Source organism: Streptomyces sp. NBC_01320 (assembly GCF_035974375.1).
GTDB classification, from domain to species: domain Bacteria; phylum Actinomycetota; class Actinomycetes; order Streptomycetales; family Streptomycetaceae; genus Streptomyces; species Streptomyces yanii.
Genome location: NZ_CP108390.1, coordinates 2,931,486 through 2,956,894 on the forward strand (window position 1 = coordinate 2,931,486; position 25,409 = coordinate 2,956,894).

Genomic DNA, 25,409 nt, shown 5'->3' on the forward strand with positions numbered 1-25,409 from the left:
GGAGGACGGCAAATAGGGAAGTCATCGAGAGTGTCGATTCCCGAGCATTTCATTCCGTCCCGCAGAGAGGGACACAGGTACATGTGATCGATGTGGATCGAAAGGAGCAGATTCATGACCGACGGACGGGTGCAGGGCAAAGTCGCGATAGTGACGGGCGGTGCGGGCGGGATCGGCGCGGAGATCTGCCGGGCCCTCGCCTCACGGGGCGCAACCGTCGTCGCCGCCGACATGGCCCCGCCCGGGAAGTACACCGGCGGTGCGGCCGACTACCGGGAGCTGGACATCACCGACGAGCAGGACATCGCGTACGGCGTGCTCTACCTCGCCTCCGAAGAGGCCCGCTTCGTGACCGGCACCGAACTCGTCGTGGACGGCGGCTGCACGGCGGTCCGAGCCGTCACCCCCGATCATGTCTTCGAGCGCCCACCACGGGACGTACCGCCAGCAGGACCGTCAGCCGAGGGAGTACGGGCACATCATGGGACCGACGCGGGGATACACCATCGAATCGCTGGACACCGGACTCCGGCTGATGCAGCTGTTCCTCACGCATGACACGCTCACCGTGTCCGAGGCCGCCGCGCTGCTCTGCGTCGGCCGGTCCACCGCCCACCGGGTGCTCAGCACTTTGGCAGGACGCGGCTTCGCGATCCGTGACTCCTCCGGCCGCGGTTACTCGGCCGGCCCCGAGCTGGTACGGCTCGGCCGCCCGGCGGGGTTCGGCACCGCTGTCCGCGAACAACTGGGAGCCGTCCTGGACGACGCCGTACGGCGCACCGGCGAGACCGTGCAGAGCGCTGCGCTGATCGGCGACCAGATCATCATCACCGACGGGCGGGAGTCGTCCCACCCCGTACGGGTGATGCTGGAGATGGGGCGCACGCGACCGGCGCACGCCACCTCCGGCGGCAAGCTGCTGCTCTCCGGGATGACGACGGAACAGGTCTGCTCGCTCTATCCGGAGGAGCAACTGCCGGAGGTCAACCCGCACACCCTCACCTCCCGTTCCGCGCTGCTTGCGGAACTCGACGGAATCCGCGAGCGCGGGTATGCGCTCAGCCGCGGGGAGTCGGTGTGGGGCATGCACGCCGTCGCCGTGCCACTGGCCGGCTCCAGCTGGCGCGACCGGCTCGCCCTGATGGCGTCGGCGCCCGCCGACCGCAGCGACGAAGTCGCGCTCGTCCGCCGGGCCGAGGAACTGCGGCAGTCCGCGTCGCTGCTCGGGTCGGCGCCCGGCGGAACCCGTGCCGACCGGCCCTCGCACCACCCCTGACAACCGGTGGCCGTCGCCCACCCGATCGGAGCGGGGTCCGGTGCGTGGTTCAGCGCCCGGCCCCGCCGAGGCGTCCCTCCAGTTGGACCAGCAACTCACTGAGCTGGGAGCTGAGTTCGCCACGGGTCCGTTCGTCGAGACCGGACAGTACCGTGCGTTCGTATGCCAGTTGCCGGGGCAGCAGCTCGTCGACCACGGCGCGCCCCTCGTCGGTGAGACGGACATGCGCGACGCGGCGGTCCCGGGCGTCACTGCGGCGGTCGACCAGGCCGCGCTCCTGGAGGCCCCGGAGGCGTTTGGTGACGGCGGCGCCGGAGGAGAACGTTTCCCTGGCCAGTTCACCGGGGGTGAGTTCACGGTTGGTACGGCGCACCGCGCCGAGCAGGTCGAACTCGGCGCGGCTCAGCCCGGCGGAGCGCAGCGGGGCGTCCTCCGCCTGCTGGAGCAGGGCGGCGCAGCGGTTGATGCGCCCGATGAGTTCCATCGGTCCGGTGTCCAGCTCCGGGTTGACGGCCTGCCACTGCCGTACCACCGAGGCGACGATGTCGTCGGTCACACCGCTCCGTTCTCCTGGGCGGGGACGATCAGCCCCTGCCGTGTTGCTGTCGCCGCGAGCGTACGGTGTCCGGCCTGCTCCGCCGCGAGGACCCGCTCCTCGGGCAGGGCGCGCTGCCACCATTCGCCCGCCGCGGTGTCGCCCGCCTCGCGCAGCTCGACGAGCGATCCCGTCAGCCTGCGGCGGGCGGCGTCGAGCGCGGCGGGTGCGGGTGCCGGGGCGGTCAGGGTCTTTGCGGCGTGGGCGCGGGCCCGGTCGGTGGCGGCAAGGGCCCGCTCCAGGCGCCCGGCGGCCCGGCGGTTGGTGACGGCCATGGCGGCGAGCAGTCCGACGGCGGCGCCGATGACGGTGTCCAGGACCCGGTCGCCGATGAGTTCACCGGCGGGGTGGGTGCCGCCGAACTCGATGACGAGGAGGGCCATCGGGGTCACGGCGATGGAGCCGAGCCAGTAGTTGCGGGTGATCAGTGCCTCGGCGGCGAAGTTGAAGAAGAGGCAGCAGCCGATGAGCGCCAGCGGCCCCGTCCGGGTGACGGGGAGGACTGCGGCGAAGACGAGCACGCCGAGGAGGTTGCCGAGGGTGCGCTGCAGGGCTCGGTTCCAGGAGAGCGTGACGTTGGCCTGGTAGAGGGATGCGGCGGTGACGATCGCCCAGTAGGGGCGGCCGACGCCGAGGGCCATGGAGACGTATCCGGCGAGGGCGCAGCCGATGAGGGTACGGGCCGCGATGGGCAGTAGCGGGGAGCCGGGGGCGAGCGCGCGCAGCAGTGCCCGGCGGGCGTCGCGGCGGCTTCCGGTCCGCCGTGCGGCGCGCTCGGCGTCGATCCCGAAGAGCTCCTCGGCGGTGCCCGGGGCGGGCGGCGGGGTGGGGACGGGTCCGCGGGCCCGGGTCTGCTCCGCCCAGGCACGCAGCCGGTCGGGGTCCGCGGTGCGGGACCCGAGGGCAGCCTCGGCGAGGGCGGCTTCGGCGTGCACGAGGAGCCGTTCCAGCGCCCGGCGTACGGGGGTGGGGCGCCCGGCGGCTAGCAGCGTCTGCCAGCCGGCGTGCACGGCGGCGGCCGCCGCGTGCCGGGTGCGGTGTCCTGGGTCGGTGGCGTACGCGGCGGCGGCGTTCAGCGCGCGGGCCGTGGCGCGGCGCTCGGGGCCCTCCCGGCGGATCAGGGCGGGACCGACGGTGACCAGCCAGGCGACCGCGCCCGCCGCCACGGTGAGCGCGAGGTGCCCGGGCACCTGGCCCAGGTGCTGCGGGGCGAAGAGGGCGGCCGAGGTGACGAACGTGAAGATCACATGCCCGGGAGGCCCGATGCGGGTGGCGTCGCAGAGCGCCTTCTGCCCGGCCGCGAGGAGTGCGCCGACGGCGATCAGTACGGCTGTCGAGTCGGTGAGCGAGGCCGCGACCAGGGAGATCGCAAAGCCGACGAGCATGCCGAGGACGACTGCGGCGACGGTGCGGGCGCGGCGGGCGTACGGGAGGCTGTGGCCGTACAGCGCACAGAGCGAACCGGCCATCGTGTACATGACGAGGTCGAGCCGGTCGAAGGCGAAGAGCGCCAGGTTCGGCACGGCGGAAGCGACCACCACGCTCAGCGCCGGCTTGAACCACGTGTCCGAGGGGCGGGCCAGGCGCAGGGCGGGGGCCAGCGGAAGTCTACGGACGGAGGGCTGCCGGGTTCGCATGGTCGTATCACTCACACAAACATCTTAGCAGGTATTACACTCGTAAAACACTTCTCCCCGACCGCCTGGTCCGTCTCCCGGATGGCCCGGCCCCACGGCCGGTCGTAGGTTGCGGGAAGACCCGCACACGCACGCGTCCCCGAAGAGAAGCAGAGGGAACGGAATGAAGCTCACCGAACCGGTGCCCGGCGGTCCCTGCTGGATCGAGCTGAGCACCCCGGACATCCCGGCGGCCACCTCGTTCTACGCGGCGCTTTTCGGCTGGCGCTGCGAGACCGATCCGCGCAAGGAGGCCGGCGGCTACACGATGGCGCACCTCGGCGCTGCGCGGGTCGCCGCCCTCAGCCCGGTCTACCAGCCGGGCCGGCCGCCCGCCTGGACGGTTTCGTTCGCCACCGAGGACACGGACGCCACGGTGGAGAAGGTGACATCGGCGGGCGGCTCACTGCTGGTCGGCCCGATGGACGTCTTCGACCAGGGGAGATTCGCGGTCGCCGCGGACCCGTCCGGCGCGGTGTTCTCGCTCTGGCAGGGCCGGGCCTTCGCGGGCGCCGAGCTGCTGAACGTTCCGGGCTCGCTCTGCTGGGTCGAACTCGTCACCCGCGAGGCCGATACCGCACTCGCCTTCTACCCGGCCGTCTTCGGCTGGACGGTCACCGCGTCGAAGACCTACCCCCAGTGGGGTGTCGACGGCGCCGACTTCGGCGGCCTGCTGGCGAGCGACGACACGCTCCCGCCCGAGGCGCCGCCGAACTGGCTGCCCTATTTCGCGGTGGCGGACGCCGACGCCGCCGCGGCGACCGCGCTGGGCGCGGGCGGTGAACTGATGATGCCGCCGAGGACCCTCCCGGGCGGCCGGCAGATCGCGGTGGTCCGTGACCCGCAGGGAGCAGTGTTCGGGATCCACCGGGCAGGCGACGAGGACTGATACGGCAATGGTGTTTGTGCTGACAGGTGGCAGCACATTGGTCACGTGACCGTCCTGCGGCAATGCCGCAGGACCCCGGGCAGGACGACAGCATCGAATACCCACTGCAGGAATATTTCCGTGACGTCGTGGACGGGCCTTGGTCGACCGGCCACTTGCCACAGGGCTGGAATTCGACGTTTGGCGTGCGGCAGGACGATCTGCCGTGAGTGCGTCGGGTCGTATGGACGTCGAGCTGTCGCCGGAGGATCCAGCCGTCCTGGACGCGGGATTCGAGGCGGTGTGCGCGCCGATGGAGCCGTTGTTCCACCGGCCGGAGTCGGATCGCATCTCTGCCGCCATCTGCGCGGGCTGCCGGCACCGCCGGAGAACATTTCGCCGATGGGCGGGCGCTGCTGATCGCGGAACCGACCGGTTCGCACCGCGCTCGCCCAGGCGGACCGAGTGACGATCCTGACCTCCGACGTGGAAAACATTTGGATGCTCACCGCGGAGCACTCGCGGGTTCATGGCCGAGAAGACCCGACCGCGCCCCCTCATCGCAGGGCGAGGCGACCGCACGCCGCCAACCGCGCTGGACGGCAACCGCTGGGGCCACGCTCTCGGACGACGGGGTCACTTGCCGGTCACCCGCAGGCTGATCGGCGTTCTGTCACGTGCTCCCTCCAGCACCGTGCGATCCTTCCACGGCAGCCTGACGCCGGTCACGACCGTCGCGTCACCGGGCTCGCCGCGTGCGAGATACAGCGACGGCTACATATCCCTGTTCAAGGCGCCTCAGCCGGGGCTGGGCCAGCACCAGAAGGACAACGGCTACCAGGCGGCTGAACACATACGAAAGGCTGTGGCATCGATGACAAGTGACGAATGGGATGCCGTCAAGCGGAAGTTCCCCTACGGATCCACGGTGCACGGCACCGTGGACGAGGTCGCCCCCTTCGGAATCTTCATTTCGGTGGAGGGTGTGCACCATGGTGATGCTTTCGCGGATGTGGCGGGAATGCACCACGGCGGCGCCGATGGCTCTACGGTGATCTGGCCCGAGGTGGGTGATTCGGTCACCGGAGTCGTAGTCGAGCACACAGAGCACAACCATCAGCTCAAGCTCCACCTGAGATGATCTGACCGGACCTGATCCGATCCGGTCGGGTCCCGGACCGAAACACAGGTGGGTGAGCCCCAAGGGGCTCACCCACCTGCTGCCGGTCCAGAACGTGGGCATCGACGTCGTCGAGCACCCCCGAGGCCGTGCTCATCGTGGACGACACCGGGTTACTGAAGAAAGGAACCCGGTCGGCGGGTGTCCAGCACCCGCACTCGGGCGCCACGGGTCGGACGGAGAACTGCCGGGTCGGTGGAATCTTTCTCGCCTACGCGGCCGTCAGAGGCCGGACGTTCCGGCGCCGAGGGGCTCCTCAGGGTTACGCAGCCCCTCGGCCGCGTCCGAGACCCGGCGCAGCAGATCGAAGAATACGGCCTGCTCCTCGGCCGAGAGCGGGCCGAGGAAGACCTGGTTCATCCTGGCCGCCCGCAGGGAGATCCTGCGGTGGGTGCGCACCCCGTCCTCGGTGAGCTGCAGCAGGGAGCGGCGGCCGTCCTGCGGGTCGCGCACCTTGTCCAGCAGCCCGCGTCGCGAAAGTCTGCTGATGACCTCGGCGATGGTGGAGCGGTCGAGTCCGACCCGCTCCCCCACCGTGCGCTGGTCGAGGCCGGGCTCGGCGATCAGGGCATTGAGCACGGCGAACTGCGGAGAGGTCGTCTCCTCCGAGACCATCGTGTTCCACAGCAGGTAGTGCGCCTGCTGGAGGCGGCGGGCCAGATGCCCGGGGTGCCTGCTCAAGTCGACCGCGGACACGGACACCGTCCTCTCTGCTGATTCTTCTTCCCATTCCTGGATCTCAGTGTACTGAGGGCCTTGACCCGGACACCCAGGCATGGATAGCTTCTGGCGCACCAACGAATACTCAGTGCACTGAGCAATGCGTCAGAGGAGAGGGTGATGAGCCGGTCCTCACCGAGCCGCACTCCGGCGTCACGGCGCAGCGGTGCGGGCCGCAACCGGCCGGCAGCTGCGCACCGCCGACACGGTCGGCGCCACCGCACCGACCGCACCGACCGCACCGACCGCACCCCAGAAGCTCACCGCACCGCACGCCCTCAGGAAGGCCGCGTGCCCCGGGCGTCCGGCGCGTCTGGTTCCCCTCTGATTCCACCCGCCTCCGGAGCCGCGACATGACAAGCAGTGACATGACCGCCTACGCCCTGCCCGGCCGCCCCCTGCCCGACGGGCTGAGTCAGCGGGACATCGACGCCGAGGTCGCCAAGGCCCACGCTGACGCGCCCGCTGGTGCGCACCATCCGCCGCGCGACTACGCCCCGTACCGCAGCAGCCACTACCGCCACCCGCACCGGCCACTCGTCCCGCTGGCCGATCCCGAGGCCGTCGAGCTGTCCGGACCCGCTTTCGGCGTTACGGACGTCACCGCGCTCGACCGCGATCTGACCCGGCAGCACCAGGGCGAGCCGCTCGGTGAACGCATCACCGTCTCCGGCCGGATCCTGGATCGGGAGGGCCGCCCGGTGCGCGGGCAGCTGGTCGAGGTGTGGCAGGCCAACGCCTCGGGGCGGTACGCGCACCAGCTCGACCAGCACCCGGCACCCCTGGACCCCAACTTCACCGGGTTCGGACGCTGCCTCACCGACGACGACGGCGGCTACAGCTTCACCACCGTCAAGCCCGGCGCCTACCCATGGCGCAACCACGACAACGCCTGGCGCCCGGCGCACATCCACTTCTCGCTCTTCGGGACGGCGTTCACCCAGCGCCTGGTCACCCAGATGTACTTCCCGGGCGACCCGATCTTCCCGTATGACCCGATTCTCCAGTCCGTCACCGACCCGGCCGCCCGGGAGCGGCTCGTCGCGGCGTACGACCACGACCGTTCGGTCGCCGAGTGGTCGCTCGGATTCCGCTGGGACATCGTTCTCGACGGACCGTCCGCCACCTGGATCGAGGAAGGCCACCACTGATGCCCCACGCCCCGACCCCGTCCCAGACCGTCGGCCCGTTCTACGGGTACGCGCTGCCGTTCGCCGGTGGCGGCGACATCGCCCCGGCCGGCCATCCGGACACGATCACCGTGCACGGACTCGTGCTCGACGGCAACGGTGACGCCGTTCCCGACGCGCTGATCGAGATCTGGCAGCCCGCCCCCGGCGGCTCGCGCACCGGACGCCCCGGCTCGCTGCGGCACGACCCGGTCACAGGCCGGGTCATCGGCCGCGACGGAGTCGGATTCACCGGCTTCGGCCGCGTCCCGACCGACGCCGACGGCCATTGGGCGGTACGGACCCTGCCGCCGGGCGGTGTCCCGTATCTCTCGGTCGCCGTCTTCGCCCGCGGACTGCTCCACCACCTGTACACCCGCATCTATCTGCGGGCTGCGGACGGCACCGTGCCCGCCGGTGACCCGTTGCTGGAGTCGCTGGACGCGGAACGCCGGGCCACACTGATCGCGACGCCCACCGACCGGTGCACCCACCGGTTCGACATCCATCTGCAGGGCGCCGGCGAAACGGTCTTCCTGGAGTTCACGTGACGTACGAGAGCGATGCCGGTCTGCTCGCCCCCGGGCGGGCCGGCTCCCCCGCCGAGACCAGCACCGGCGATCGCGCCGTCCTGCAGGCGATGCTCGACGCCGAGGCGGCGCTGACCCGCGCCCAGTCCGCATGCGGGCTCGCCCCGGCGGAGGCCGGGCGGGCGGTCACGCAGGCGGCGGACGCCGACCGCTTCGACGTAAGGGATCTGGCGCTCCGGGCGCGCTCCGGCGGCAACCCGGTCATCCCCCTGGTCACCGACCTCGCGGCGGCGGTGCCCGAGGAGGTGCGGCCGTATGTGCACCGGGGTGCGACCAGCCAGGACATCCTGGACACTGCGGCAATGCTCGTCGCCTCACGCACACTGGCCGGGGTGCTCGACGATCTGATGCGGATGGCGGACGAGCTGGCGCGGCACGCCGCCGCGCACCGCAACACACCGATGGCGGGCCGTACGCTCACGCAACACGCCGTGCCGACCACATTCGGGCTCAAGGTCGCCGGGTGGCGTGCCCTGATCCTCGACGCACGGGACCGGCTGGCTTCCGTACGGGATTCCCTCCCCGCCCAACTCGGGGGTGCGGCGGGAACCCTGGCCGCCTTCTCCGCCTTCTCCTTCGGGGAGAAGAGCGTGGACGGACTCGCCCTCGTCGCCGCGTACGCACGCGAGCTCGGACTGGTGGAGCCGGTGTTGCCCTGGCACACCCTGCGCACCCCGGTCGCCGATCTCGCCGGCGCACTCGCCTTCACCGCGGGCGCGCTCGGCAAGACAGCGGCCGATGTGCTCACGCTGTCCCGTACCGAGATCGGCGAGGTCGAGGAGGGTCGGCTCGGGGGTTCGTCCGCCATGCCGCACAAGGCGAATCCCGTGCGCGCCACGCTGATCGCGGCCGCCGCCCGCCGGGCGCCCGGCCTGGCGGCCACGCTGTACGGCTCGCTGGCCGCCGAGGACGAGCGGCCCGCCGGGGCGTGGCACGCCGAGTGGGAGCCGCTGCGCGATCTTCTGCGGCTCGTCGGCGGCGCCGCGCGGGACGGCGCCGAACTCTCGGCGGGGCTGCGGATCGTCCCGTACGCCATGCTGGAGAACCTTCACCTCACCGACGGTCTGATCGTCTCGGAGCGGCTGGCCGCCGCCTTTGCCGAACGCATCGGCCGGGCCCGCGCCAGGGACGTCCTGGCGGGCGCGGCGGACCGGGCCCGGTCCGAGACGACCGACCTCTCCGATGTGCTCTTCGACGTCCTGGACGAGGAGCCGGAGCTCGCCGGTCTCGATCTGGCCGAACTGACCGACCCCGCCCGGTACACCGGATTCGCGGGCCCCCTCACCGACCGTGCACTGGACCGCCGATGACTTCCCCGCCCGACCGCCTTCTGCACCACCGCACGGAGGGTCCGGCCGCCGCTCCCCCACTGCTGCTCGGACCCTCGCTGGGTACGTCGACCGGGCTCTGGGATGCCGTCGCGCCCGACCTCTCCACCGCCCACCGCGTCGTACGGTGGGATCTGCCCGGACACGGCGGATCGGCCGCGGACCTGATCGGACCGGGTGCGACGGTCGCCGATCTTGCCGCGCTGGTGATGGAGTTGGCCGACTCGCTGTCCCTGGACCGGTTCTCGTACGCGGGGGTGTCGCTGGGCGGCGCGGTCGGCCTCTGGCTCGCCGTGCACCACCCGGAGCGCATCGACCGGCTCGCCCTCGTCTGCTCCTCCGCGCACTTCGGCGAGCCCGGGCCGTGGCAGGAGCGGGCGGCGCTGGTCCGGCGGGACGGACTCGCCCCGGTCGCGGCCGGGGCCGCGGCGCGCTGGTTCACACCCGGCTTCACCGCCCCGGAACTGCTCGACGATCTCCGGGCCACCGATCCTTCGTCGTACGCCGCCTGTTGCGACGCGCTCGCCGCGTACGATCTGCGGCTCCGGCTCTCGGAAATCCGGGCGGCGACGCTGGTGATCGCGGGACGCGAGGACCCGGCGACACCCCCCGCACACGCCCGGGAGCTCGCCGACGCTATCCCCGACGCCACGCTCACCGAGCTTGCGGCGACCTCGCATCTGGCGCCCGCCGAGAATCCCGAGGCGGTACGGGTGGCACTGCGCCGCCACTTCGGTGCGAACGGGAACGGCCACAGTGGCATGGCGGTGCGGCGAGAGGTACTCGGCGATGCGCATGTGGACCGGGCACAGGCCGGCACGACCGGATTCACCGCCCGGTTCCAGGATTTCATCACGCGGTACGCCTGGGGCGAGATATGGACCGACCCCACCCTGTCGCGCCGCGAGCGCAGCCTGATCACACTCACGGCGCTCGTCGCGCACGGGCACCACGACGAACTGGCGATGCATGTCCGGGCGGCACTGCGCAACGGTCTGACACCGGAGGAGATCGGCGCGGCGCTGCTGCAGACCGGGGTCTACTGCGGTGTGCCTGCCGCGAATTCGGCGTTCGCGGTGGCCCGCCGGGTCCTGGAGGAGATACAGGAGACCGACGGGCCGGACGCCTCTCTGCCGAACTGACCTCCTCAGACCAGCCGGCCACGCAGGCTGCTGCGCATGACAGGATCCCGTCAGCCGAGGCCGCGGGCGTCCTGCTTCAGGGCCGTGTCCACGGTCAGGGCCGTCGCCACGACGAGGCTGAGCAGCGGTTCGGGCAGCTGGTAGTGGATCTGCAGCACGTAGTTGTCCGCCGTCGTGAACATCGTCTTCGCGAGGCCTTCCCAGGTCTTGGTGATCCGGGCGATCTCGGCGTCGTTGTGGTCGACGATGGCGAAGTTCCAGGCGCGCCAGTTCTCCGCCTTGATGGCACCGATCTGCTGACCGTCCACCATGATGGCGAAGTTGATCTTGCCTATGGCGTTCTGCTGCACGATCTCGCCGACCGGCTGCCCGTCCGGGCGCTGCACGATGACCCGGGACTTGATGAACTTCGCCGGTCGGGTCAGCAGCAGTTGCGGCTGTCCGTACGCGTCACGGATCTCCAGCTTGTGGGTCAGATACTGATCGATGCTGGAGACGAACCGCAGCACCTTGCGCAGCGCGCTCTGGCCGACCTGGATGACCGAGCCGATCGTGTTGCCCTGCTGATCGAAGACGCGGTACTCGTTCGTCACCTCGATCAGCTTGGCCTTCTGGTTCACGACCAGGACCTGCTGATTGAAGAGCGTGACGCCGCCGGGAGCCGAGCCCTGCTGCTGAGGGACGGCCTGCTGGTGGGGCATCTGGACCTGAGCGGGAGCCTGCGCGGGCGCCTGGGGCTGAGCGGGAGCCTGGGGCTGCTGTCCGCCGACCGGGTTCGTGTGCTCGGTCCACTGGGAACCGTCCCAGTAGCGCAGCAACTGGGGCGCGCCGTGCGGATCCGGATACCAGCCCGCAGATACGTTCGAGTGCGTTGTCACCGGGGCACACTATCCCGCCGATCCGACAGGGCAAGCCTCATCCGTCGCATTAATACCATCCCCACACTCGTTGAAACTTCACACACCGCGTACGATGTCGGGGATGACCAGACTCAGTGAACGGACCGACCGACGACGGGACGGCGCCCGCGCGTCGGCCGTTCTCGGCTGGCTGCTCATCCTGCTGGCCATGGTCTCGTGCTGTTCGCTCGCCGAGACGGGCGCGGCCGCACACCACGCCACGGTCCGAACCGCGACCGCGGCCGCGACTCCTGCCCTGACTCCGCCCCCGGCCTCCACCGCGCGGATCGTCGTGGTCGTCGCACCGGACGACCGGGGCGTCAGCAGTTCCTGCCACGGTCTCTCGGAGCACGCGACACCCGTCGTGCTGCCCGCCCAGGCCGCACCTGTCGCACTCCCCGGCTCTGCGGTCACCGCTCCGGCCGGCCGGCTCGCCGGCGCCGCCGGTATCCGCGGCCCCTCCAACGACGCCGTGGGCGCCGTCGACCATCTCCGCCTTCAGGTTCAACGGATCTAGAAGCAGGGCCCCTTCTCCCGCCCTGCCCTCTTTCCGTACATCGTCTTGAACCCGAGGACTCTCCATGGCTTCCGCCAAGAAGCAGAACACCCCTGCCGCCGCGCGCCGCGCCAAGCTGGAGGAGGCCCGCCGCAAGGAGCGGGCCCGCGAGCGCAGGAACCGCATCATCACCATCTCCGCCTCCGTCGCCGTCGTCGCCGCACTCGTCGCGGGCGGCGGCTATCTGATGTCGGCAGCCGACAAGCAGGACCAGGCCGAGGAGAAGGCCAAGTCCTCCCCCGTCCAGGGCGAGCGGAGCTGGGACAAGCTCACCCAGAACCATGTCGAGAAGCCGGTCGACTACCCGATGAACCCGCCTGTCGGCGGCGACCACAACCCGGTCTGGATGAACTGCGACGCCGACGTCTACACCGAGGCGATCCCGAACGAGAACGCCGTCCACTCGCTGGAGCACGGCGCGGTCTGGGTCACGTACAACGACAAGGCGCAGCCCGCCGACATCAAGAAGCTCGCGGACCGCGTCGCCAAGACCCCGTACTCGCTCATGAGTCCCGTGAAGGACCAGGGCGCCCCGCTGATCCTCAGTGCCTGGGGCAAGCAGGTCACGGTGAAGAGCGCGACCGACGCACGCGTGGCGCAGTTCTTCACCAAGTACGTCCAGGGTCCGCAGACACCGGAGCCGGGCGCCGCCTGCACCGGCGGGATCGCCAAGTGACGTCCTCGGTCCGCGCGCCGCGGCCGATGGTGCTGGCGGGTGCTGCGGTACTGCTGCTGGCGCTGGGGCTGGTGGCACTCATGCTCGTGCGGCCGTCCGCGTCGTCCGCCCCCCAGGGTGCGGCCCGGTCGGCCGTGCCCGCGGAGACGTCGGTCGATGTGGGGTTCGCGCGCGACATGTCGATCCACCATCAGCAGGCGGTCGAGATGTCGTTCATCGTCCGTGACCGGACGTCCGACGAGGACGTGCGGCGGCTCGCGTACGACATCATCAACACCCAGGCCAATCAGCGCGGCATGATGCTCGGCTGGCTGGAGATGTGGGGCCGTGCCAAGAGCTCCGGCCGCCCCCCGATGGAGTGGATGGGCCACACCGTCGCCCCCAGGGGCGACGGCTCACTGATGCCTGGCATGGCGACCGACACCGAGCTGGACGCGCTGCGGGCGGCGAAGGGCAAGGACGCCGAGGTGCGGTTCCTCCGGCTGATGACCGTGCACCACCGGGCCGGCGCGGAGATGGCGCAGGCGGCGGCCGACGCGGCGGGCACGGACGAGATCAGGAATCTGGCGGCGGGCATGGTCCTGGGCCAGCAGTCGGAGATCAAGCTGATGGCCGACATGCTGAAGGAGCGCGGCGCCACGGCATGAGCCGGCGGTCCGGGGCGTGGTGGTCCCGCATATGCGTACGCGGCCACCACGCCCCGGTTGCCGCGGTCCGTCGGACGACGACCGGTTGTGGACGCGCCGGGGCAACGTTTCCGTCTGCGAGGCTGGAGTCGAGCGTGCATGCGTCGCTGCGGCGGACGGCATACCGGCGACCCCGCCCGGTCACCGGAGGTCGCCGCCCGCACCTCGAACACGGCGCATTCCGCTGCATGCTGCGGGGGGAACCGGTGCCCGCTCCGGACCGTACTGACGTGCGGAATCGCATAGGCTCAGCAGCGATATGAAGAGCAACCTCACGACGCTGGGGCCCAAGGCCGACAAGGACACCGTGCGACGGAGCAACCTCAGCCTGGTGCTGCGGGCCGTCCGTGACGAGGGCGAGCGCGAGGCGACCAGGGCCGGGGTGGCCGCACGCGTGGGGCTGACCCGTGCCGCCGTGTCCTCGCTGGTCGAGCAGCTGCTCGACAGCGGGTTCCTCACCGAGTCCGGCAAGACGTTCAGCGGACAGGCCGGGCGCCCCGGCACCGCACTCAAGGTGGCGCGCACCGGTCCCGCCGGGCTCGGCGTCGAGGTCAACATCGACTACGTGTCGGTCTGTGTCGTGGACCTGGCGGGCACCGGCCGGGTCCGGCTGACGGAACACCTCGACAACCGGGGCGCTCCGCCCGCCGAGGTGCTGGCGCGGGCGGCCCGGATCGCGGCCCGCACCCTGGATTCGGCGGCCGAACAGGAGCTGTTCCCGGTCGGGGTGGCCCTGGCGCTGCCCGGTCTGGTGTCGGGCGGCGCGGTGCGCCAGGCGCCCAACCTGGGCTGGAATCAGGTCCCGGCGGAGGAACTCTTCGCCGCGTCGCTCGCCGCGCTGCGCCCCGGCAGCCCGGAACTGCCGGTGAGTTCGGAGAACGAGGCCAATCTGGCGGCGCTGGCCGAGCTCTGGTTCGGCGGGCTCGACGAGATCCGCAGCTTTCTGTATCTGACGGGCGAGATCGGCGTCGGTGGCGCCCTGGTCATCGACGGTGAACTGCTGCGCGGTGCGCACGGGTTCGCCGGTGAGATCGGGCATGTGGTGGTGGACGCGGACGGGCCGGAGTGCCGGTGCGGTTCGCGCGGCTGTCTGGAGCAGTACGCGGGACAGGCGGCGCTGCTGCGGGCGGCCGGGATCGAGGAGACCGGCAGCGGCATCGGGGTGGCCGAGCTGGAGCGGCGCACCCGGGCCGGGGACGAGCGGGCCGTGGCCGCCGTGGTGGGGGCGGGCCGGATGCTGGGGCGGGTGCTGTCCGGGGCGGTGAATCTGCTCGACCCGGACGCGGTGGTGCTCGGCGGGATATACCGGGGCCTGATGCCGTGGCTGTCGCCGCCCGTCGACGAGGAGCTGACGGGCCGGGTGGTGTCCGGGCTGTGGTCCCCGCGCGGCGGCCGGCTGCGCGCCTCGTCGGTCGCGGGCGACGCGGCACGGGGTGCGGCAGCGCTGGTGATGCAGGACGTACTGACCGACCCGGTGGCGTACGCGGCGCGGGTGGCGGGCTGAAACGGAAGCCGGGCCGGACCTGCCTGACACAGGTACGACCCGGACTCGCATGCGGAGCCGGGCCGCACCCGCCTGACACAGGTACGACCCGGACTCGCATGCGGAGGCGGGGGCGGACCTGCCTGACACAGGTACGGCCCCGGATCATCCGCCCGTGCTGTCAGCGGACCCCGAGCAGGTGGTCCATCGCCAGCTGGTCCAGCACCTCGAACGCCATGCCGCGCTCGGCCGCCGCGTTCACGTCGAAGTCCTCGAACGCCGAGCGGTCGGCCAGCAGCCCAGCCAAGCCGTCCTCGGCCGTCGGCCGAGCCAGCTCGTCGAGCCGGGACGCGCGCAGTGCCTCCTGGACCGCCGGGTCGGCGCGGAAGGCGGCGGCGCGCTCCTTGAGGATGAGGTAGTTGCGCATGCAGCCCGCGGCCGACGCCCAGACACCGTCGTAGTCCTCGGTCCGCGGCGGCTTGAAGTCGAAGTGGCGCGGGCCCTCGTAACCGGCGGTCTCCAACAGGTCGACGAGCCAGAACGCCTGGCGCAGGTCACCGGCGCCGAAGCGCAGGTCCTGGTCGTACTTGATGCCGGACTGGCCGTTGAGGTCGATGTGGAAGAGCTTGCCCGCCCAGATGGCCTGCGCGATGCCGTGCGGGAAGTTCAGCCCGGCCATCTGCTCGTGGCCGGTCTCCGGGTTGACGCCGACGAGTTCCGGGCGCTCCAGGCGCTCGATGAAGGCGAGAGCGTGGCCGATGGTCGGCAGCAGGATGTCGCCGCGCGGCTCGTTCGGCTTGGGCTCGATGGCGAACTTCAGGTCGTAGCCCTGCTCTACGACGTAGTCACCGAGCAGGTCGAAGGCCTCCTTCATCCGGTCGAGGGCGACCCGGATGTCCTTCGCTCCGCCCGACTCGGCGCCCTCGCGGCCGCCCCACGCCACATAGGTGGTGGCGCCGAGTTCGACGGCGAGGTCGATGTTGCGGAGGGTCTTGCGCAGCGCGTACCGGCGCACGTCCCGGTCGTTGGCGGTGAACCCACCGTCCTTGAAGACGGGGTGGGTGAAGAGGTTCGTCGTCGCCATGGGCACGACGAGCCCGGCCGCGTCCAGCGTCTGCCGGAATCGCTTCACGATGCTCTCGCGCTCGGTGTCCGACGAGCCGAACGGGATCAGGTCGTCGTCGTGGAAGGTCACCCCGTACGCACCCAGCTCGGCGAGGCGCTGCACGGTCTCGACGGGGTCGATCGCCGCGCGGGTCGCGTCGCCGAACGGGTCGCGCCCCTGCCAGCCCACGGTCCACAGGCCGAAGGTGAACTTGTCCCCCGGGGTGGGCTTGAAGCGTTCCGTCATTGTCTGACCACCTTCGGTGCCGTCGGGTCCGCGGCCGGTGGAGGCCGCCGAACCCCTATTTGTTCAGTGTCATGACTAATCATGCACGGCGCCCCATGGAGACGTAAACCCCCCAACACCGGGAATCAAGGACGACCTCTGTTCTAGACGGGCCCGATCACGTAATTTGTTTTCCGTACGATCAAATAGGTCGCACCAGCCACCCGGCCCGCCGTGGCCCCCTGCACCGCGAGAATGAGGTAACCCCATGCCGCCGCGTACCGTCGTCATCGGCGTGGACAGCTCCACTCAGTCCACCAAGGCGGCCTTCGTCGACGCCGCAACCGGCCAACTGCTCGCCGTCGGACGTGCCCCGCATGTCGTCACGGGCGAGGCGGGGGCCCGCGAGACCGACCCCGAGGTGTGGTGGCAGGCGCTGCGCACCGCCGTCGCCGCCGGCCTGAAGGAATCCGGCGTGCCCGCCGCGGCCGTCACCGGCATCGCGGTCGCCGGTCAGCAGCACGGCCTGGTCGTCCTCGACCGTGCGGGCCGCCCGCTGCGCCCGGCCCTGCTGTGGAACGACACCCGCTCCGCCCCGCAGGCCGCCGTCCTCACCGCCGCGCTGGGCGGTGCGGACGCCTGGACCGCCCGCACCGGATCGGTCCCGGTGGCTGCGATGACCGCGTCGAAGTGGCAGTGGCTGCGTGAGAACGAGCCGGAGACCGCCGCCGCGACCGCCGCGATCCGCCTCCCCCACGACTTCCTCACCGAACGGCTGACGGGCGCGGCCGTCACCGACCCCGGCGACGCGTCGGGCACCTGCTGGTACTCCACCGCCAGCGGCACGTACGACCCCGAGCTGCTCGAACTGCTCGGCCTGGATGCCGCGTTGCTGCCCGAGGTGGCCGAGACGGGTGCGTCCCGCGCCGGTTCGCTGACCGATGAGGCAGCACAGACGCTCGGTCTGCCGGCCGGGATCGCCGTGGCGGCGGGCACGGGCGACAACATGAGTGCCGCCGTCGGCCTCGGTCTCGGCGGCGCCGGACTTCTGGACCACCCCGTTCTCAGCCTCGGCACCTCGGGTACGGTCTTCGCCGCCTCCCGGACCCGGCCCGCATCAGCGGCGCTCTCCGGATTCGCCGCGGCCGACGGCACGTACCTCCCGCTGGCCTGCACGCTCAACTGCACGCTCGCCGTGGACAAGGTCGCCGCCCTGCTCGGCCTGGACCGCAACGACGCGGCGCCCGGCGGCGAGGCGGTGCTCCTCCCCTATCTCGACGGCGAGCGGACCCCCGATCTGCCCACCGCCTCCGGTCTGCTCACCGGACTCCGGCACGACACCACCCCGCAGCAACTGCTCGGCGCCGCCTACGAAGGCGCGGTCGTCACCGTGCTGCGCGCCCTGGACGAGCTGCTGCGTGCCTGCGGGCTCGACCCGGCCAACCCCGAGATCGCCGCCCGCCCGCTGCGCCTGATCGGCGGCGGCGCGCAGGGGCGCACCTGGGTGGAGACGGTACGACGGCTGTCCGGGCGGCCCGTGATCGTGCCCGGCAGCGGCGAACTGGTGGCCCTGGGGGCGGCCGCTCTCGCCGCGGCGGCGGCCAGGGGCGAGGACGCCGTCGCGATCGCCACCGGCTGGAACGCCGGCGAGGGATCCGAGGCGGACACCGAACTTCCGCCCATGACACGGGACATGGACACCTGGAACCGGGTCAACTCGGTACTGGAGCGGGCCGCAGGACCGCTGCTCGACGGGGACCGGTAGCCACCCCGCCGCCACATCCTGCAACGACCGCTGACTGACTGTCACTCGCCCCCGCCGGCCCGGGACAACTGCATCCGGGCAGCCCCCGGACCGGTTTGGGGGTGGCATGTGATCTTCACTAGTATCCGGCGATGATCATAAGAAGAAGGCTGACGGTCGGGGTGGGCATCCTGCTCGCCACTCTGACCGCCGGGCTCGGCACGGCCCTCCCCGCCGCCGCCGATGAAACCCCCACCAAAGCCTCCCCCAAGGTCGAGCTGGTGCTCGACGTCAGCGGTTCCATGCGGACCCGTGACATCGACGGCCAGTCCCGCATGACCGCGGCGAAGCAGGCGTTCAACGAGGTCCTGGACGCGGTGCCGGAGCAGGTACAGCTCGGCATCCGGACCCTCGGCGCCGACTACCCGGGCGACGACCGGAAGGTCGGCTGCAAGGACACCAAGCAGCTATACCCGGTCGGCCCGCTCGACCGGGTGGAGGCGAAGACCGCGGTCGCGACGCTGGCCCCCACCGGCTGGACCCCGATCGGGCCCGCCCTGCTGGGCGCCGCGGACGATCTCGAAGGCGGCGACTCCACCCGCCGGATCGTGCTGATCAGCGACGGCGAGGACACCTGCGGCCCGCTCGACCCGTGCGAGGTCGCGCGCGACATCGCCGCCCGCGGCATCCACCTCGTCATCGACACGCTGGGTCTGGTGCCGAACGCCAAGATCCGCGAACAGCTGACCTGCATCGCCGAGGCGACCGGCGGCACCTACACCGCCGTTCAGCACACCGATGAACTCTCCGGCCGCGTCAAGCAGCTGGTGGACCGGGCGGCCGAACCCGTCGTCACCCCCGTGGCCACCGAGGGCGCGGACAGCTGCTCCGCCGCGCCTCAACTCAAGGCGGGTCTCTACACCGACCGCGAGAAGATCGGCGAGCACCGCTGGTACCGGGTGGACGTACTGCCCGGCCAGGAGCTGCGCGCCTCGGTGAGCGTGTCCGCGGACCGCGTTGTCAACAACGACTACGGCGTGCTGCTGCGCGCGGTGACCGTACACGGCCGCGAGATCGTCAGAGGTTCGGAGTCCGGCACCGGACGCACCGACGCGATCTCGTCCGGGCTGCGCTACCCCAAGCCCGAGCAGGACAGCACGGACAGCACGGACAGCACGGACAAGCCGGCCGCGGAGACTGTCTGCCTGCAGCTCAGCAACTCCTTCTCGGCCCCCGCCTCGGTGAAGACCTCACCGGGCATGCCGGTCGAGCTGACCGTCGACGTGGTGGACGCGCCCGACGACGCGGCCGATGCCGCCGCGTTCGGTCTCGGCCGCGGCTGGTGGCTCCTGGGCGTACTCGCCCTGACCGGACTGATCGCGGGTCTGCTCTTCGGCTGGATCTCGCGCTGGCGCATCGCCGTATGGAGGACCAACTGATGGTGCGTACACGACGGGTACTCGCGGGTGCCCTGCTGGCCGGGACGGCCCTGCTGACGTCGGCCGGGTCGGCCGTCGCCGACGACCCGTCGGCGAGCCCGAGCGCCTCCGACGGCAGTACGGGACCCACCGAGGCGGGCACCACCTTCCGTACCGCGACGGTGATCCAGCCGAGCCAGCGCGCCAGCGCAGGGGCATCCACGGGTGACTACCTGTACTGGGTGTTCCCGGCCGACGCGGGACAGCGCGCCACGGTCAAGGCGACGGTCACCCTGCCCGAGGCCACCACCCGGCACGGCGCCTCGACCTGGCAGGTCGATGTGTACGACGGGCTGCGGCGCCGACAGGCCTGCATGTACGGCCACCAGACCAGGAAGGCGGCCGCCGACGCGTCGACCGTCGAACTCTCCTGCGTCCTGCGGACCGTCCGAGCCTGGTCCGAGCCGTGGGCGAACGACCCGCTGCCGGGCAACTATTACGTGCGTCTGACGGTCGTCGACCTGCCGTCGGCCGACCTCGGGCAGCCGGTGCAGACCGCCGTCGAGGTGACGGCGGCCGACCAGGGCGGCGCCCATGACGTCGACGGCAAGCTGAGCGAACCGCTGGCGCCCATCGCCTACTGGGCGATGAAGCAGACGACGGACAACGCCTCGGACGACGGTGACACCCCGCTCCGGGTCCCGCTCAACACCGAGCCGGACGACGGCTGGGCCTCCGGCTGGTGGACGGACCGCTGGATCTGGACCGTGGGCGGCGGCGTACTCGGCGCGCTCGCGGCCGTGTTCGGCTACTCCCTCACCCGCGGCAACGGCCGCCCGTACCGGGTCCCGCCGGGCGCCTGACCCGCCCCGGCCGCGAACCGGCTCTCATGCGCGGCGCCTTCGCCCCACACCGGTGGGGCGGGGGCGCCGCGGCGTATCCCGTGGCGGAGCCGTCCGCTGAACGGGCCCGGACCAAGAGGGGACCGGGAGGATCAGCGATCACGGACGGATCGCCCTCCTTGTCCCGTCACGTGGGCACGGGACAGCACACACGATCCCTCGTCGGCAGTCCCGCCCGGCCGACCACACTCCCGTAACGAGACCCGGATACCCTCGACAACTCACGTACTCCACAGGGCCGATGGGGTTCACCGACCCTGCCGGCACTCCGGAGTCCAGCCATGTCGCCGCGTGCCGGATGCCGGTGCGCCACCAGGGAGCGGAGACCTTTCATGTCCACGGAGACCGGTCCGGCCGCCGATGCCGAGCCACGCGGCCACGTGCCCGTACCGGGCCCGAAGGGGCTGCCGTTGCTCGGGAATCTGCCGCAGTTCGGGAAGAACCCACTGGAGTTCCTCGAGCGGCTGCGCGGGTACGGGGACATGGTGCGATGGCGCTTCGGCCCCCACCCCTGCGTCTTCATAGCCGATCCGGAGTGCATTGGCGAGCTGCTCACCGAGACGGAGCGCACCTTCGACCAGCCGGCGCTGGGCATCGCGTTCCGTACCGTGATGGGCAACGGCGTGGTCGTCGCGCGTGGTCCGGACTGGCGGCGGAAGCGGTCGCTGGTCCAGCCCTCGGTACGGCCGAAGCAGGTGCGGTCGTACGCGGCGACGATGGCGGGCAGCACGGTGGAGCTCGCGGACACCTGGTCCGGTGGTGAACGCATCGACATCAAGCGGGAGATGGCCGCGCTGACGCAGAAGATCGCGGTCCGCACCATCTTCGGGGTGGACACCCCGGCGGACGCCGAGGCGATGGGACGGGCGATGGATGTCGCCCAGCAGGAGATCGGCAAGGAGTTCAGGGGCATCGGCGCCCTGCTCCCCGACTGGGTGCCTACGCCCGGCCGAGCCCGGATCAAGAAGGCCGCCGCGGTCATCGACGCCGAGGTGGGCCGGGTCGTGGCCCGGCACCGGGACGGCGACGGCGAGCGTCCCGATCTGCTGAGCCGGCTGCTGACCGCGGTGGACGAGACCGGCGCGAACCTCACGGACGAGGAGATCCGCGACGAGACCGTCACCCTGTACATCGGCGGGCACGAGACGACCAGCTCCACGCTGGTGTGGGCGTGGTACCTGCTGTCGCGCAATCCGCAGACGCGCGCGGCGCTCACCGAGGAGCTGGACCGTGTCCTCGGCGACCGGGAGCCGGAGTTCGACGACTACGCGCGGCTGACGTACACCCAGGCGGTGGTGAAGGAGACGCTGCGGTTGTACCCGACGATCTGGCTGGTGACCGGAGTCGCGAAGGAGGGGGCGCGGATCGGCGGCGTGGACATGCCGAAGGGAACGAGGGTGTGGAGCAGCCAGTGGGCCACGCACCGCGACGAGCGATGGTTCCCCGAGCCTGAGTCGTTCCGCCCGGAGCGCTGGGACGCCGACAACGGCGACGACATCGCGGAGTACGCCTGGTTCCCGTTCGGCGGCGGCCCCCGGGTCTGCCTCGGCACGCGGTTCGCGATGGTCGAGGCGGTACTGATCCTGGCGGTACTCGCGCGCCGGTTCGAACTGGACGTGGACCCGGGTGACGTCAACCCCGTGCCGACACTGACCCTGCAGCCCGACCGGGACGTGATGGCCACCGTGCGGGCGCGATAACTCGGCGGGGAGCATGTCCGTATGGCGGAACACGCGCGGGCGCGATGTGCCCTCGGCATCCGCCGTACGGCATCCTCGTGCTGAACGAGCAGCGCGGCCCCGGAGCGACGAGTGATCTTGCCGGTTCGGGGCCGTACCCGACGGTGGAGGATGCGGAACCCGATGACTGACAACTCCGACATGGTGGCCTTTGTCCGGGCCCGCCTGGCCGAGGAGGAACAAGTCGCGCGAGCGGCCGGCGGCGCAAGTTGGCGGTGTCCCGCAGAGACGCCGGGCGAGATCCACGACCGGACCGGCGCCATCGCGTTCAGCCTGCGGACGCATGGCTACGACGACCACATCGCCCTGCAGGATCCCGCGCGCACGCTCCGCCGCATCGAGACGAGCAGGGTGCTCCTGGACGAGTACGAGGAGGTCGCCGCCCTGGACGCCGACCGCCCCCACCACGACTTCCCGTCGGGCCGCGCGGTCGGGCTCGGGTTCGTCGTCCGGCAGATGGCGGCGGAGGATGCCGGCCACCCCGACTATCAGGCCAAGTGGCTGCCGCGGTTCACCCGTTGACGAGCCCCTCGCAGGGGACGGTGACCGGTTTGCGAGACCGCGAGCTGTACGCGACCGGCGACGGCGTCCCGTCGGGCCGAGGAGGGCCGACACCATGAGCGGATCGGTCAGGCCGCGCAGCCGCAGGGCCGCGGCGGGTTCGCTGACGTACACGGCTCGCACGCCGCGTACGGCCACGGCTCCGTCCGGGCGCCGCATACGGTTGCGGCTGCATGACGGCTGTCGTCCTCGGCATCGTCGTCCCGGCGGTGGGGGCCACCTTCGGCGGCGCGGCGCTCTGGCGATGGGTGCGTGACACCTTCCCCGGCGGGGCTACGGCCTCGCGGTGACGGTCGGCGCGCTGATACCGACGACGGATCACGAGGTGCACAAAAGGGCGGTCCGCCTCGGGCGGACCGCCCTCCTGCCTCTTGACTACGCCTTGGCGGCTACCGCCGGATCACGCCGCGGGCGAGCCATAGATGGCCATCTCGTAGACCGAGTAGCCCCAGGTCGTCTTCCGCTTAACGCCCTGCATTCGGACATACTGCACCGCACTGCCGGAGTTGATCTTGATCACGTCATTGCCGCAGCTGTCGGGGTGCTGGGTGGCCGCCTCGCTCCAGTTCGTCCCGTCCAGGGAGGTCTGGATCTGGTACTCCGTCGCGCAGGCGCCCTCCCAGGCGAGGGTTACCGCTGCGACCTCGGCGGGGGCGGCGAGCTTCACCTGGACCCACTCGTTGTCGCTGTAGCCGGATGCCCAACGGGTGCCGAGCTGACCGTCGTTGACGTATCGGGCCGAGAGCCGGTCGAGGTTCTGCTCGACGCTTGATGCGCTCGCCGTGCCCTTCAGCGCGAGGTTCTCCGAGCCGCCCGCGGCATCCCACAGCTGAAGCCGGATGTCCGCCTGGATGAGGAAGGAGTCGAGCACCCCGTCGCCGACCTTGGGCTGGACCTTGCCCCAGGTGTTGCGCGCCGGATCGACCCGTACGGCCCGGGCCTGCTTCTGCAGATCCTCGGAGTCGGCGAGCAGCGCCTCGGCCTTCTCCTTGTCACCGGCCTGCCGGGCTGCGAGCGCGTCCAGTGTCTTCACCATCGACATGCCCCACAGCTGGGTGGCGTCCAGCCAGGGCTTGGCGTCGGCGGCGAAGCCCTGCTCCACCGATCCGGCGCGGATGGCGGCCGGGGCGTCCTGGATTTCGTTCGCGTAGGTGCGCAGCGTCTTGACGGAATTGGTGCGGTCGCCCGCGTCCCATGCCTTCCAGAACTCGGCTATCCGGCTGGTGAGTTCGGGTGCCTGGGCCTGCCAGGGGGTGGTGCCGAAGGTCGGGGCCAGGTGTTCCAGGTCGGCGAAGACGAGCAGCGCATCGGTGGCCCGGCGGTCACCGCCCGCGAGGTAGGCCATGGCGCGCGCCCAGCTCGCCTTCGCGTCGTACGCCTTGTCGTTCCAGGTGAAGTCCGCGGTGCCGAAGACGGCGATCTTGCTGGCGTACGGCTGGTTCATCGGGTTGGCGACGATGCCGGAGAGGTGGCTGGACAGGCCGGCCTCGCGCTTGTCGTAGGGGGCGAGCAACAGTCGGCCGCTGGTGTTGCCGTAGTCGTTGACCGGGTAGTTGTCCCAGACGAAGACCTTGCGGCCGAAGAGCTTGGATGCGCCGTCGGCCTGGTCGTTGGTGATCGCCGGAGGTACGACGTCGGTGCCGGTCCACATGACCACGACCGCGGGGTCGAGGGTGCCCCGCATCGTCTGCTTGTAGGTGGTGTCGGTCAGGTCGCCGTACTCGGTCGGCACCATCTGGAGCGGCCGGGCGCCCTCGTGGGTGGCAATGAAGTTCCGCTGGACGTCGTTGAGCAGGTCGACCTGGGCCTTCGCGGCTGCGGTGCGTCCCGGTTGGCCGTACGCCGCCTGGTCGGCCGCGCAGTTCCATCTGGTGTAGCTGATGTCGTCCAGCGGGATGGAGAAGGACCGGGTGCCCAGGTCGTAGAGGGCCTGGAGCTTGGCCTTGAGGGCCTTGCGGTCGTCGGCGTCGGAGTAGCAGATCGAGCCGCCAGGTGAGACGGCGAACGTGAAGCGGACATGGTTCGCGGTGGCCCGGTTCACCAGCTCGCCCAGTTCGGCGAGTTTGTCGGTGGGATAGGCGTCGCGCCACTTGTCGCGGTGGTAGGGGTCGTCCTTGGGCGCGTAGATATAGGTGTTGGCCTTGACGTCGCCGTAGAAGTCCATCTGGTCCAGCCGCTCGGCGTGCGTCCAGGGCTGACCGTAGAAGCCCTCGATCGTGCCGCGCAGCGGCATCGACGGGAAGTCGACGGCCTGCGCGCCGGCGATCTTCCAGCCGTCGTCGCCGCGGACGAAGAGCTGATGGAGCGTCTGCACGGCGTAGAACTGGCCGGTGGCGTCGTGACCACCCAGGACGATCTGCGCGCCCCGCTCACTGGCGTTGACCCGCAGGGTGTATCCCTCGGCGCGGTCCGGGGCGGCCAAGCCGCCGAGCGCCTCGGCAACGTCCGGCCGGGCGGCCGGGCCGATCCGCACGGTGAGCAGGCCGGCGGCGGCCTTGGGGACGTTGCCGGGCGTGACGATGTCGACCCGGTCGGCGCCGTGCTTCCTGAACTCGCGGACGAGCCGGTCACGCGCTGCCGCGTCCGTGGCGTCGTCGGCGACGAGGAGCACACGGCCGGTCACGATGGCATCGCGGCCGGAGCGGGTGAGCGACTGGGGCGTGGGGGAGACGGGCGGCAGCGGTTCGGCAGTGGCGGGCGGGTCCTGCTGCGATGTTGCGGCAAAGGCCACGGGGCCCTGAGCCAGCGCGCCGAAGGCCATGGAACTTGCAAGTGCGAGGCATGCGCTCAGAGCGGTAACGCGTCTTCCCACCAGGACTCCAAGAGGTCTAGACCACTATTCTGCCCGCAAGGATAGTGGTGGGACTCCAT

The 25,409-nt window shown here is 71.1% G+C and carries 25 protein-coding genes and 1 pseudogene; 20 read left to right on the top strand and 6 right to left on the bottom strand.

Features of this window, described 5'->3' with window-relative positions:
* The first annotated feature begins 114 nt into the window (after positions 1–114).
* Together OG395_RS13780 and OG395_RS13785 are read left to right on the top strand one after the other, a co-directional pair.
* Positions 115–558 (top strand): SDR family oxidoreductase, encoded by a 444-nt coding sequence (locus tag OG395_RS13780; protein ID WP_327243181.1) that lies wholly within the window; start codon positions 115–117, stop codon positions 556–558.
* A complete protein-coding gene (locus tag OG395_RS13785; RefSeq protein ID WP_327243182.1) occupies positions 482–1,276 on the top strand; it encodes an IclR family transcriptional regulator in 795 nt (264 codons plus the stop codon). Before OG395_RS13780 ends, OG395_RS13785 begins: the two co-directional genes overlap by 77 nt.
* 49 nt (positions 1,277–1,325) lie before the next feature.
* On the opposite strand, the gene OG395_RS13790 is transcribed toward OG395_RS13785, so the two are convergent.
* Together OG395_RS13790 and OG395_RS13795 are read right to left on the bottom strand one after the other, a co-directional pair.
* Positions 1,326–1,832 (bottom strand): MarR family winged helix-turn-helix transcriptional regulator, encoded by a 507-nt coding sequence (locus tag OG395_RS13790; protein WP_327243183.1) that lies wholly within the window; start codon positions 1,830–1,832, stop codon positions 1,326–1,328.
* A complete protein-coding gene (locus OG395_RS13795; protein WP_442818754.1) occupies positions 1,829–3,508 on the bottom strand; it encodes an FUSC family protein in 1,680 nt (559 codons plus the stop codon). Before OG395_RS13795 ends, OG395_RS13790 begins: the two co-directional genes overlap by 4 nt.
* Positions 3,509–3,671: 163 nt before the next feature.
* Between OG395_RS13795 and OG395_RS13800 the strand changes: the two genes are divergently transcribed.
* The 4 genes and pseudogenes from OG395_RS13800 to OG395_RS13815 form a co-directional block, all read left to right on the top strand.
* Positions 3,672–4,436, top strand: a complete 765-nt coding sequence (locus OG395_RS13800; RefSeq protein ID WP_327243185.1) for a VOC family protein — start codon at positions 3,672–3,674, stop codon at positions 4,434–4,436.
* Positions 4,437–4,498: 62 nt separating this feature from the next.
* Positions 4,499–4,645 (top strand): hypothetical protein, encoded by a 147-nt coding sequence (locus tag OG395_RS13805; RefSeq protein ID WP_327243186.1) that lies wholly within the window; start codon positions 4,499–4,501, stop codon positions 4,643–4,645.
* A 299-nt stretch (positions 4,646–4,944) separates the two neighbouring features.
* A complete protein-coding gene (locus tag OG395_RS13810) occupies positions 4,945–5,556 on the top strand; it encodes a hypothetical protein (RefSeq protein ID WP_327243187.1) in 612 nt (203 codons plus the stop codon).
* Between the two features lie 119 nt (positions 5,557–5,675).
* Positions 5,676–5,820: pseudogene (locus OG395_RS13815) on the top strand (transposase); the annotation flags it as partial.
* Here OG395_RS13815 and OG395_RS13820 read toward each other — a convergent pair.
* The gene (locus OG395_RS13820) at positions 5,818–6,291 is read right to left on the bottom strand and encodes a MarR family winged helix-turn-helix transcriptional regulator (protein ID WP_327243188.1); all 474 of its coding nucleotides are present in this window, start codon (positions 6,289–6,291) and stop codon (positions 5,818–5,820) included. The pseudogene OG395_RS13815 and the gene OG395_RS13820 overlap by 3 nt on opposite strands.
* A gap of 190 nt (positions 6,292–6,481) precedes the next feature.
* Here OG395_RS13820 and OG395_RS13825 point away from each other — a divergent pair, with 190 nt between their 5' ends.
* From OG395_RS13825 to pcaDC, 5 genes are read left to right on the top strand one after another with little or no spacing between them, the layout of a single operon-like run.
* Positions 6,482–6,643, top strand: a complete 162-nt coding sequence (locus OG395_RS13825; protein WP_327243189.1) for a hypothetical protein — start codon at positions 6,482–6,484, stop codon at positions 6,641–6,643.
* A 25-nt stretch (positions 6,644–6,668) separates the two neighbouring features.
* Positions 6,669–7,466: a protocatechuate 3,4-dioxygenase subunit beta gene (gene pcaH, locus OG395_RS13830; protein ID WP_327243190.1), complete on the top strand. Its 798-nt coding sequence runs from the start codon at positions 6,669–6,671 to the stop codon at positions 7,464–7,466.
* Positions 7,466–8,035, top strand: a complete 570-nt coding sequence (gene pcaG / locus OG395_RS13835; RefSeq protein ID WP_327243191.1) for a protocatechuate 3,4-dioxygenase subunit alpha — start codon at positions 7,466–7,468, stop codon at positions 8,033–8,035. Before pcaH ends, pcaG begins: the two co-directional genes overlap by 1 nt.
* On the top strand, positions 8,032–9,384 hold the full coding sequence (pcaB, locus tag OG395_RS13840) for a 3-carboxy-cis,cis-muconate cycloisomerase (RefSeq protein ID WP_327243192.1): 1,353 nt from the start codon (positions 8,032–8,034) through the stop codon (positions 9,382–9,384). The genes pcaG and pcaB overlap by 4 nt, the downstream gene beginning before the upstream one ends.
* Positions 9,381–10,544, top strand: coding sequence for a bifunctional 3-oxoadipate enol-lactonase/4-carboxymuconolactone decarboxylase PcaDC (gene pcaDC / locus OG395_RS13845; protein ID WP_327243193.1), 1,164 nt, complete (start codon positions 9,381–9,383; stop codon positions 10,542–10,544). Before pcaB ends, pcaDC begins: the two co-directional genes overlap by 4 nt.
* 50 nt (positions 10,545–10,594) lie before the next feature.
* Here the strand turns inward: pcaDC and OG395_RS13850 are convergent, their stop codons facing one another.
* Entirely contained in the window at positions 10,595–11,422 is an 828-nt protein-coding gene (locus tag OG395_RS13850; protein ID WP_327243194.1) for a phospholipid scramblase-related protein, read from the bottom strand.
* 103 nt (positions 11,423–11,525) lie between these two features.
* Here OG395_RS13850 and OG395_RS13855 point away from each other — a divergent pair, with 103 nt between their 5' ends.
* The 4 genes from OG395_RS13855 (at position 11,526) to OG395_RS13870 (ending at position 14,865) form a co-directional block, all read left to right on the top strand.
* Positions 11,526–11,960 (top strand): hypothetical protein, encoded by a 435-nt coding sequence (locus OG395_RS13855; protein WP_327243195.1) that lies wholly within the window; start codon positions 11,526–11,528, stop codon positions 11,958–11,960.
* Between the two features lie 64 nt (positions 11,961–12,024).
* Positions 12,025–12,675 (top strand): DUF3105 domain-containing protein, encoded by a 651-nt coding sequence (locus OG395_RS13860; protein ID WP_327243196.1) that lies wholly within the window; start codon positions 12,025–12,027, stop codon positions 12,673–12,675.
* 26 nt (positions 12,676–12,701) lie between these two features.
* Complete coding sequence (locus OG395_RS13865) at positions 12,702–13,322, top strand: DUF305 domain-containing protein (protein ID WP_442818755.1); 621 nt, start codon at positions 12,702–12,704, stop codon at positions 13,320–13,322.
* Positions 13,323–13,620: 298 nt separating this feature from the next.
* Positions 13,621–14,865, top strand: coding sequence for an ROK family protein (locus OG395_RS13870; RefSeq protein ID WP_327243198.1), 1,245 nt, complete (start codon positions 13,621–13,623; stop codon positions 14,863–14,865).
* Between the two features lie 160 nt (positions 14,866–15,025).
* Here OG395_RS13870 and xylA read toward each other — a convergent pair whose 3' ends face one another.
* Positions 15,026–16,195, bottom strand: a complete 1,170-nt coding sequence (gene xylA, locus OG395_RS13875; protein ID WP_266979260.1) for a xylose isomerase — start codon at positions 16,193–16,195, stop codon at positions 15,026–15,028.
* Positions 16,196–16,442: 247 nt separating this feature from the next.
* On the opposite strand from xylA, the gene xylB reads away from it, so the two are divergent.
* The 5 genes from xylB to OG395_RS13900 all read left to right on the top strand — a co-directional run bounded on the left by xylB (position 16,443) and on the right by OG395_RS13900 (position 22,499).
* The gene (gene xylB / locus OG395_RS13880) at positions 16,443–17,939 is read left to right on the top strand and encodes a xylulokinase (protein ID WP_327243199.1); all 1,497 of its coding nucleotides are present in this window, start codon (positions 16,443–16,445) and stop codon (positions 17,937–17,939) included.
* Between the two features lie 131 nt (positions 17,940–18,070).
* Positions 18,071–19,357: a VWA domain-containing protein gene (locus OG395_RS13885; RefSeq protein ID WP_327243200.1), complete on the top strand. Its 1,287-nt coding sequence runs from the start codon at positions 18,071–18,073 to the stop codon at positions 19,355–19,357.
* Entirely contained in the window at positions 19,357–20,199 is an 843-nt protein-coding gene (locus tag OG395_RS13890) for a hypothetical protein (protein WP_327243201.1), read from the top strand. The genes OG395_RS13885 and OG395_RS13890 overlap by 1 nt, the downstream gene beginning before the upstream one ends.
* 371 nt (positions 20,200–20,570) lie before the next feature.
* Positions 20,571–21,938 carry a cytochrome P450 gene (locus OG395_RS13895; protein ID WP_327243202.1) on the top strand — a complete coding sequence of 456 codons (1,368 nt, stop codon included), beginning with the start codon at positions 20,571–20,573 and terminating at the stop codon, positions 21,936–21,938.
* Between the two features lie 162 nt (positions 21,939–22,100).
* Entirely contained in the window at positions 22,101–22,499 is a 399-nt protein-coding gene (locus OG395_RS13900; protein WP_327243203.1) for a DUF6221 family protein, read from the top strand.
* 439 nt (positions 22,500–22,938) lie between these two features.
* On the opposite strand, the gene OG395_RS13905 is transcribed toward OG395_RS13900, so the two are convergent.
* Positions 22,939–25,299 carry a beta-N-acetylglucosaminidase domain-containing protein gene (locus OG395_RS13905; RefSeq protein WP_442818554.1) on the bottom strand — a complete coding sequence of 787 codons (2,361 nt, stop codon included), beginning with the start codon at positions 25,297–25,299 and terminating at the stop codon, positions 22,939–22,941.
* Positions 25,300–25,409 lie beyond the last annotated feature (110 nt).

Bases quoted from the DNA above. Each gene is read 5' to 3' on its own strand.
- OG395_RS13780 (WP_327243181.1), top strand. From the start codon at position 115: ATGACCGACGGACGGGTGCAGGGCAAAGTCGCGATAGTGACGGGCGGT.
- OG395_RS13785 (WP_327243182.1), top strand. From the start codon at position 482: ATGGGACCGACGCGGGGATACACCATCGAATCGCTGGACACCGGACTC.
- OG395_RS13795 (WP_442818754.1), bottom strand. From the start codon at position 3,508: ATGCGAACCCGGCAGCCCTCCGTCCGTAGACTTCCGCTGGCCCCCGCC.
- OG395_RS13800 (WP_327243185.1), top strand. From the start codon at position 3,672: ATGAAGCTCACCGAACCGGTGCCCGGCGGTCCCTGCTGGATCGAGCTG.
- OG395_RS13805 (WP_327243186.1), top strand. From the start codon at position 4,499: ATGCCGCAGGACCCCGGGCAGGACGACAGCATCGAATACCCACTGCAG.
- OG395_RS13810 (WP_327243187.1), top strand. From the start codon at position 4,945: ATGGCCGAGAAGACCCGACCGCGCCCCCTCATCGCAGGGCGAGGCGAC.
- pcaH (WP_327243190.1), top strand. From the start codon at position 6,669: ATGACAAGCAGTGACATGACCGCCTACGCCCTGCCCGGCCGCCCCCTG.
- pcaG (WP_327243191.1), top strand. From the start codon at position 7,466: ATGCCCCACGCCCCGACCCCGTCCCAGACCGTCGGCCCGTTCTACGGG.
- pcaDC (WP_327243193.1), top strand. From the start codon at position 9,381: ATGACTTCCCCGCCCGACCGCCTTCTGCACCACCGCACGGAGGGTCCG.
- OG395_RS13855 (WP_327243195.1), top strand. From the start codon at position 11,526: ATGACCAGACTCAGTGAACGGACCGACCGACGACGGGACGGCGCCCGC.
- OG395_RS13860 (WP_327243196.1), top strand. From the start codon at position 12,025: ATGGCTTCCGCCAAGAAGCAGAACACCCCTGCCGCCGCGCGCCGCGCC.
- OG395_RS13865 (WP_442818755.1), top strand. From the start codon at position 12,702: ATGGTGCTGGCGGGTGCTGCGGTACTGCTGCTGGCGCTGGGGCTGGTG.
- OG395_RS13870 (WP_327243198.1), top strand. From the start codon at position 13,621: ATGAAGAGCAACCTCACGACGCTGGGGCCCAAGGCCGACAAGGACACC.
- xylA (WP_266979260.1), bottom strand. From the start codon at position 16,195: ATGACGGAACGCTTCAAGCCCACCCCGGGGGACAAGTTCACCTTCGGC.
- xylB (WP_327243199.1), top strand. From the start codon at position 16,443: ATGCCGCCGCGTACCGTCGTCATCGGCGTGGACAGCTCCACTCAGTCC.
- OG395_RS13885 (WP_327243200.1), top strand. From the start codon at position 18,071: ATGATCATAAGAAGAAGGCTGACGGTCGGGGTGGGCATCCTGCTCGCC.
- OG395_RS13890 (WP_327243201.1), top strand. From the start codon at position 19,357: ATGGTGCGTACACGACGGGTACTCGCGGGTGCCCTGCTGGCCGGGACG.
- OG395_RS13895 (WP_327243202.1), top strand. From the start codon at position 20,571: ATGTCCACGGAGACCGGTCCGGCCGCCGATGCCGAGCCACGCGGCCAC.
- OG395_RS13900 (WP_327243203.1), top strand. From the start codon at position 22,101: ATGACTGACAACTCCGACATGGTGGCCTTTGTCCGGGCCCGCCTGGCC.
- OG395_RS13905 (WP_442818554.1), bottom strand. From the start codon at position 25,299: ATGGCCTTCGGCGCGCTGGCTCAGGGCCCCGTGGCCTTTGCCGCAACA.